We start from the raw sequence: 8,032 nt of genomic DNA, 5'->3' as shown, positions 1-8,032 counted from the left end.
TGCAGCCTACAAAACAAAAAACAAATCTCAAAACCAAAGAACCGTGGGGCGCACGGTCTTAAAGCTCAGTTAATGTCCTCATAGAGGAGTCACTGAGAAGCCCACACTCACCTGAAAGGGAGTGTGTGGAGTACGTCACATGCGGTAATCAATCAAAGAGGGCGCAGTCCCTGCGCCCCTACCTCCTGACTCCTCCAAATTATGGTCCTGAAAAAACCGCTTCTTCGATGTCTTCTCGACTCAAGGAATATTTAAAGGAACGTTGTATATCTTGACGGTTTTCTCCTGATTGAAAATAGCGAACTGTAATTTGTTCAGTGTCTAACCAAAGTTCTGCTTCCCAACTAGATCGTTGGACACGCCAACAATGTAGTTGGGTATCGTCTTGTTGACAACCTTGGTTTTTTAGCCATAGTTCGATTTGTGGTAAAGAGTGACTATATAGGGGTGTATCAGAGGAAAGCATAAGCAATTTAATTCAAAGTTATTCGGCTATTTTAGAGGTGGGAAATTGAGTTTAACTGATTGCTTCTCCACGGAGAATGGCGATCGCCAGCGCTAACAGCATACAACCAACTATGGTTAACCCCAAAATAAATAATACAAATATTTCTCCAGAAGACAAGGGGCGATCGCTGGCATCCAGATACATTGATTTGGAAAAATCATACGGCTTATGCACGGGGTGGTTTAAGTCTGGTGGGACTTGAATGACACCAAACCGCGAATAGCCAATTTTTGCATCATAGTTTAAGCGCCGTTCTGGATTACTCAGGGTCGCGTAGGCTGTGTTAATTTGCTGAAATTGAGCCGTAGCAATATTAGCAGGTAATTCCGTCGTATCTGGATGATAGAGTTTGCTCAGTTCTCGATAAGCACGACGGATATCAATTACTGATGCTCCGGGATGGAGTCCTAGCAGGGAATAATAAGTAGTATTGCTGCTTTGTGGGACTTCCCCATGATGATTTACGTTTTTTTGAGTCACTTTGCTCAAATAAGTTTTTTTCTATTCTAAATCTCTTGGGTAGCTATAGCAGAAACAGCCACAAAACATCTTATAATATGTATTATTCAGCATTTTATTAGATGCGATGCAAACTAGAATTAATCTCCAAAATATCCAAACTCTTACCGATTTCAAACGTAACGCCAAAGACTACGTAGAAAAAATTAAGTTGACAAAATCCCCACTGGTGCTGACTGTCAATGGCAAAGCTGAGGTTGTAGTGCAGGAAGCACAAGAATTTCAACAGATGTTAGATCAACTGCAAAACCTTAAGGAAGAACTGCAAAAACTCAAATTAGCAGCTTTACGCAATGAAATAAACATTGGTATTCAGCAACTAGAAAATGGTGAGTACACTGAATATGATGAAGAGTCACTGACCAATTTTTTTGCCGATATTAAAGGGCGAGTCCAGAAAAATTTGGCTGATAGTGGTTCTGTATGAGTCAATTTCGGATTTCTAGCCAAGCAGCAAAAGATATTGAGAATATATGGAAATACGTGGCGCAAAATAACCCCAAAGCTGCTGATAAAATGTTTGATACATTGCGAACCACTTTTCCCACATTAGCCAAATTTCCGCAAATGGGTAAAGAACGTCCTGAACTAGCTACTTGTTTGCGAAGTTTCCCTGTAAACAGCTACTTAATTTTTTACCGAGTCATTGATCAAGGTATTGAAATTGTCCGTATCTTACATGGTTCACAAGATATAGAGGGAATTTTTCATAATTTAGAAAACACAGAAGATGAATAAATAGCCCTGGAATAAATAGAATCTGATATGAATTATCACTTGACAATTGATAGCTAACTGTGCAAAATTAATTGAATATTTTAAATGTTGGGTAACATACGTCAACCCAACCTACACAAAGCTTAAAACGTTTTCAATTAATTATGTATAAAAACAAGAATTTCACTTTCCAGTTAATATTGCTATTGCTGTGGATGGTAATTGGCACAATTTTACGCTTTACTAACTTAACTGCTAAACCATTGTGGATTGATGAATTTGCCACGTTGGTTTTTAGCTTGGGTAATTCTTTTCAAACAGTTCCCTTAAATCAAATCATTTCTGTTGATACTCTCTTGCAACCGCTACAACCTCATTCACATAAAGTGATTGGTGATGTAATCCATTCATTACTTAGAGAAGATACTCACCCCCCCTATATTTTATACTAGTAAATCTATGGGTGAAGCTATTTTCTAGCGAGGGTGGATTAGTTTCTCTATTTGCAGAACGTTCTTTTTCTGCTTTTTTAGGAGTAATTTCCATTCCCTGTACTTACGTTTTAGCTAGATTTAGTTTTCGTTCTCAATTAGTGGGACAATTAGCAGCAGCAATGATGACTATTTCGCCTTTTGGTATTTGTCTTGCTCAAGAAGCCCGTCATTATACTTTAGCAATTTTGTGGGTAATTGCTAGTATAGGCTGTTTGGTAATAGCTATTAACCAAATATTAAAACGCCAACCGTTATCTTTATGGTTGGTTCTAGTATGGATTGGGGTTAATAGTTTGGGTATTGCTACTCATTATTTTTTTATATTCACGCTTTTATCAATTGGCCTAACTATAGGAGTTATAGTTTGGCTATTGTGGAAAGAAAATCCAGATAATTATCCCACATCAAATATTATCAAATCTATTTTTACTACCTTACCTCTACATTTTTGGCAAAGAATTTCTCTGGTAGCTGGGGGAACATTGGCAGGGATATTAGTTTGGCTACCATCTATCTACCAAAATAGACAATATGGTGAGTTAAGTTCATGGTTAAAAATCAACGACGGTAATTGGTTGTCGTGGATTAACCCGCTATTTCAAGTTTTAGCTGCTTGGATACCAATGATATCTTTACTACCAGTGGAAGCTGCACAGCGAGAAGTGGTAATTATTTCTGCGGTATTGATGCTGATATTTTTAATTTGGGCAATTCCCATTTTATGGCGGGGCTTGCAATTTTATCAACAGCAATTAGATACTGCTAAAATAACTCAGGCTTTTATTGGGGTAGTTGCAGGAGTTAATTTATGCTTTTTTATGGTTACTTATTTATTTGGTACAGATTTAACACGCGCCCCTAGATATGCCTTTGCTTACTTTCCAGCGGTAATGGTTTTATTGGGTGCAAGTTTAGCATTTTCTTGGCGAAATTCTGATCAATTCAGTAAGTTTGGATTAAATGGTAAACAAACCGTAGCCATAATTCTGTTAATGGGTTTTTGTAGTGCTGTTACAGTTGTTTATGATTTGGGGTTTAAAAAAAGCTTTCGTCCGAATTTATTATTACCAGTTGTTGTTGAAAATTCTGGATCTTCCGTATTAATTGTAACTATTCATTCTGATTTTAACGAAACAGGAGAAATGATGGGTATTGCTTGGGAATTTAAGTTTTCTGATTTGCAAATCCAGCCATCTTTTTTATTACTTCATAATCATGATGATCCAACCTCTAATGTTTTGCCAAATACTATTCAGGATTTACCAAAACCATTGGATTTGTGGTTAGTCAATTTTGAACAAAAAATAGAGCTAAATCAATGTGTTCCTGATAGTAAATTATTGCCATCTGTTAATGGTTATGAGTATACACATTTACGTTGTTCTTGATTTTGTTATCAATATGTATTGAAATGTTGGGTTTCCTTGCTTGCGTCAACCCAACCTGCACAAAGTTTGTTATTTCATAAAATGTCAGGGTCAATATTCAATTCTCTGAGTTTGGCTGCTAAACGTTCTGCACGTTGAGTTGCTTCTTCTGCGAGTTGTGTTTGTTGTTCTGCGAGTTGTGTTTGCTGCTCTGCGAGTTTGGTCGCTTCTTCTGTGAGTTGGGCTTGTTGTTCTGCGAGTTGTGTTTGCTGCTCTGCGAGTTTGGTCGCTTCTTCTGTGAGTTGGGTTTGTTGTTCGGCTCGTTGGGTTGCTTGTACTCCATATTCTTCTGGTGTTAGCATTAACTGTCCTTCTGGCAGAAAATAACGCAATTTACCGTCATGGACACCCAAATATAAATTTAGCTGCTGACTCCATAATAAACCTTGAGAATTAGGTTCTATGGGTTGATATGTTCCCCCAAACAAGATAAAACCAGCAAATTCTAAATTTTGCGGATTAAACCAGAAGTATTCAGGTGTGCGGAAAATATCTTGATAAATTTGTTTTTTTAACCCTTTATCAGTGGATGCAGTAGAGGGGGAAAGCAATTCTATAATTAAGTTAGGATATTTACCATCTTCCTCCCAGACTACCCAATTATTTCTATCGCGGTTTTCTGTGTCCAGCACTAGGAAAAAATCTGGTCCACGAAAATCTTTAGTTTTAATTTGCCGAGGACTATAATAAATAGTCATGTTCCCGGCAACAAAATAGTCATTAATTTTATTTATATCTCGCCACCACCAATTGAGACATTGAATTAGTAGTAGCATTTGTTGTAGATGTAAAGATGATTCCAAAGGGGGTTCGTCACTTTCTAGATTACTTGGAGGAAATATTACATCTAAACCGGGTTCAATATTTTGGGTGACGGTCATAGCTGCAAGTTAGTGAGGGATCTATTTTTATGGTAACAGATACTCAAAAAAGTTGTCATCCTCATATTTTACTTACTGCCCATTATTGTGGAAAATTCAATTTCTCAGCCTCTCATTGTTAATGGTTACAAATATCAACATTTACGTTGTTCTTTTAATCCTGTTAATCCTTAAATCCTGGAAATCCTGATTCTGACAATTAAATTAAATCAGCGCGAGGTTTAAAAGTTTCTATTTCTCGCAATTTTTCATAAAGTTCCCGTTCTTGGGGAGTAATACTTTTGGGAGTTACTATCTGAATTTCTACTAATTGATCACCTCGTTGACCGTTTTCAACTGGGTAGCCTTTATTACCAAGTCGGAATCTTTGCCCAGACCGAACACCAGGGGGAATGGTCATCTTTACTGGACCATCAAGGGTAGGTGCTTCAACTTGTCCGCCCAATGTTGCTTCACTGGGAGTCACAGGGACTTGACAGAAAATATTAGCCCCTTCCAGCTTAAACAAAGGATGAGGATCAACGGTAATTTTTAAGTATAAATCACCACCACTAATTCCTTGATTTCGTAAGCGGATGGTTTGTCCTGTCACCATAGCTGGGGGCATAGTCACTTCGAGCGATCGCCCGTCCTCTAACCTTATTCTCTCATTCCCACCTTGATAAGCTTTTTCCAATGGTAAAGTTAATCTGGCTTCGATATCCCTGCGAGTGCTACGGGGTGGAGTATTGACCGTGTAGGCAACTTTAGTTCTAGGAGTGCGAAAGGGGTCGCTGGTGGTGGTATTTCCTGGAGTATTTTTGGGTTCTTTGCGGTTGCTGACACCAATTACTTGATTGACAAAACTTTCAAAATCGTTGAATTGGCTGGGGTCTACATCCTGACTAGAACGCCCGTTAGCGCGGTTATCCCAACCTTTTGGCTTGGGAGTTTGTTTATTGCCAGCAAAGCCGTTTTGTTGCCAATAGCGGCTAAATTGGTCATATTGCGATCGCCTGCTAGAATCAGAAAGGATTTCATAAGCCTCCCCAATGGTTTTAAATTTCTCCTCAGCTTCCTTATTCCCCGGATTCAGGTCAGGGTGATATTGTCTAGCTAACCGCCGATAAACCTTTTTAATTTCTTCGCTTGTGGCATCCTTAGAAACTCCTAAAATCTCGTAATAATCCCGAAAATTTTGCAAATTTTGCATAATCTGTTATTTAAATGTTTGTTGTCAGTTATCAGTTGTCAGTTGTCAGTTGTGCTTCTACTTATCACTGACACTGCAAATATTGAAAGTTAGATTTTAGACTGAAGATAGTTAATCCAAAATCCAAAATCCAAAATCTAAAATCGAATTATAACCAATCATCGTCATCATCCCAGTTATCCTGGTAGCTGGGGCGTTTGCTGCGAGTGGGACGACTTTCATAATTGGGAGAACGCCCTGTATTGCCATAATCTTTGTTAACACTGCGGCTAGATGAATCTCGTTGCCGATAATTACTTCTGTAAACATCCCTCTCCGGTTCTCTTTCTTTTTCACCCACAAAGATTTCCCGGATAGCGCCAAATAGATCCTCATCTTCATCCTCAGCATAATACTGACGGACTTCTCTATTCAGTTCATACAGAGCATCTTGTAAATCAGCATAAGCCTGATCAATTCCCCGATCTTCGTCAGCTTGTAAACTTTCCCGTAAATTCCGGCAAATATTATCAATGCGTTGACGACGGTTACGGGCAAATTGCATTCCCATTTCCAAGGCCACTTCTCGCAGTTGCCGTTCTGCTTGTAATATTAATGCTTCAGCACGGGTACGTTTTTCAACTCGTTCTTTCCGTTCTCTGTCAACATTAGCATATTTTTGGGCATCCTGAATCATCCGGTTAACTTCTGACTCACTCAAAGTCGAAGCGCCTTGAATAGTAATGCTTTGTTCTCTACCGGTAGTCCGATCTAGGGCTGTTACCTGGAGAATCCCATTAGCATCAATATCAAAGGATACCTGCACTTGGGGAATACCTCTGGGGGCTGGAGGAATACCATACAGTTTAAACCGTCCCAAGGATTTGTTATCTGCGGCCATATCCCTTTCGCCCTGAACCACATTAATTTCGACACTGTTTTGGTTATTTTCTGAAGTAGAAAAAATATCAGAACGACGGACTGGGATGGTTGTATTGCGGGGAATGAGTTTTTTCATTACACCGCCGATGGTTTCTAATCCCATAGATAGGGGTGTGACATCCAACAGGAGAACATCTTTAAGTTCACCAGCGAGAATACTGCCCTGAATAGCTGCACCCACAGCGACGACTTCATCAGGATTGACGTTTTCATTAGGTTCAATCCCAATTAAGTCTTGAACTAGCTGTTTCACCATTGGCATTCTCGTAGAACCACCAACGAGGACAACTTCCTCAATATCTACAGGAGAAAGTCCGGCATCTTTTAATGCCCGTTTGACTGGTGTTCTGATTCTACTCAATAAGTCTACACATAAACCTTCAAATTGCGATCGCGTCAGGCGAGTTTCCAGGTGTTTTGGACCATCCTCTGTGGCGGTAATGAAGGGTAAATTAATATCGGTGACACTGACGGCAGAAAGTTCAATCTTCGCCTTTTCTGCGGCTTCCATTAACCGTTGCAAAGCTTGGCGATCGCGTCTTAAGTCCACACCCTCTGCTTCTAAAAACTGTTCTGCCAACCAATCAACTACTTTTCTGTCAAAATCATTGCCACCAAGTTGAGTATCCCCACTAGTAGCTTTAACCTCGAATACCCCGTCACCCACCTCCAGTAAGGACACATCAAAAGTTCCCCCACCCAAGTCAAAAACGAGAATAGTTTCTGTGTAACCTCGATCTAATCCGTAAGCCAAAGATGCTGCCGTCGGTTCATTGAGAATCCGTAACACATCTAAACCTGCAATTCTACCCGCGTCACGGGTAGCTTGGCGTTGGGAATCATTAAAATAAGCCGGCACAGTAATTACAGCGCCAGTCACAGGTTCACCCAAATAACGACTAGCATCATCAGCTAATTTTTTCAACACCATCGCCGAAATTTCCTCTGGGGAAAATTCCTTATTTAAACGGGGACAGGCAACTTTAATATTGCCAACTTCATCTTTACGGATAGTGTAAGGTACGCGCTTTGAATCCGGGTTTAATTCGCCATACTTGCGCCCAATAAAGCGTTTTACCGCAAAAAAAGTATTTTGAGGATTGAGAACAGTTTGCCGCCTCGCCATTTGTCCTACAACCCTTTCACCCTCTTTACTAAAGCCAACTACGGAGGGGGTTGTTCGCATTCCTTCTGCATTGGCAATCACCACCGGCTTGCCACCCTCCATGACGGCGACTACTGAGTTGGTTGTACCCAAGTCGATGCCAACTACCTTGCCCATGCGTTACTCGTCTCCTGTTGCGTGTTTTATAAATTTATTATGGTATAATAAGACTGCTTTTAGTTTGGTGCTAAATCAGGTCAACAATCTA

At 39.8% G+C, this 8,032-nt stretch carries 9 protein-coding genes; 4 read left to right on the top strand and 5 right to left on the bottom strand.

Annotated features, from left to right (window positions below; translation table 11 throughout):
- Window positions 1–199 precede the first annotated feature (199 nt).
- Together PN471_RS01555 and PN471_RS01550 are read right to left on the bottom strand one after the other, a co-directional pair.
- Window positions 200–466, bottom strand: coding sequence for a DUF3143 domain-containing protein (locus PN471_RS01555; protein ID WP_096665616.1), 267 nt, complete (start codon window positions 464–466; stop codon window positions 200–202).
- Window positions 467–517: 51 nt separating this feature from the next.
- A complete protein-coding gene (locus PN471_RS01550; RefSeq protein WP_271775384.1) occupies window positions 518–988 on the bottom strand; it encodes a J domain-containing protein in 471 nt (156 codons plus the stop codon).
- A gap of 106 nt (window positions 989–1,094) precedes the next feature.
- Between PN471_RS01550 and PN471_RS01545 the strand changes: the two genes are divergently transcribed.
- From PN471_RS01545 to PN471_RS01535, 4 genes are all read left to right on the top strand, one after another.
- Window positions 1,095–1,454 carry a type II toxin-antitoxin system Phd/YefM family antitoxin gene (locus tag PN471_RS01545; protein ID WP_271775383.1) on the top strand — a complete coding sequence of 120 codons (360 nt, stop codon included), beginning with the start codon at window positions 1,095–1,097 and terminating at the stop codon, window positions 1,452–1,454.
- Window positions 1,451–1,765 carry a type II toxin-antitoxin system RelE/ParE family toxin gene (locus PN471_RS01540; protein WP_271775382.1) on the top strand — a complete coding sequence of 105 codons (315 nt, stop codon included), beginning with the start codon at window positions 1,451–1,453 and terminating at the stop codon, window positions 1,763–1,765. The genes PN471_RS01545 and PN471_RS01540 overlap by 4 nt, the downstream gene beginning before the upstream one ends.
- A gap of 143 nt (window positions 1,766–1,908) precedes the next feature.
- The gene (locus PN471_RS23285) at window positions 1,909–2,196 is read left to right on the top strand and encodes a hypothetical protein (RefSeq protein WP_334311889.1); all 288 of its coding nucleotides are present in this window, start codon (window positions 1,909–1,911) and stop codon (window positions 2,194–2,196) included.
- 11 nt (window positions 2,197–2,207) lie between these two features.
- Window positions 2,208–3,626: a glycosyltransferase family 39 protein gene (locus tag PN471_RS01535; protein WP_334311888.1), complete on the top strand. Its 1,419-nt coding sequence runs from the start codon at window positions 2,208–2,210 to the stop codon at window positions 3,624–3,626.
- A 74-nt stretch (window positions 3,627–3,700) separates the two neighbouring features.
- Here the strand turns inward: PN471_RS01535 and PN471_RS01530 are convergent, their stop codons facing one another.
- From PN471_RS01530 to dnaK, 3 genes are all read right to left on the bottom strand, one after another.
- Complete coding sequence (locus PN471_RS01530; RefSeq protein ID WP_271775381.1) at window positions 3,701–4,546, bottom strand: Uma2 family endonuclease; 846 nt, start codon at window positions 4,544–4,546, stop codon at window positions 3,701–3,703.
- A 199-nt stretch (window positions 4,547–4,745) separates the two neighbouring features.
- On the bottom strand, window positions 4,746–5,738 hold the full coding sequence (locus PN471_RS01525; RefSeq protein WP_271775380.1) for a J domain-containing protein: 993 nt from the start codon (window positions 5,736–5,738) through the stop codon (window positions 4,746–4,748).
- Window positions 5,739–5,886: 148 nt separating this feature from the next.
- Entirely contained in the window at window positions 5,887–7,941 is a 2,055-nt protein-coding gene (gene dnaK, locus PN471_RS01520) for a molecular chaperone DnaK (RefSeq protein WP_193893423.1), read from the bottom strand.
- Window positions 7,942–8,032 lie beyond the last annotated feature (91 nt).

It is taken from the genome of Aphanizomenon sp. CS-733/32 (assembly GCF_028330045.1).
GTDB lineage: Bacteria > Cyanobacteriota > Cyanobacteriia > Cyanobacteriales > Nostocaceae > Dolichospermum > Dolichospermum gracile.
The sequence above is the reverse complement of the archived record's forward strand: the minus strand, read 5'-3'. Positions and strand labels throughout refer to the sequence as shown.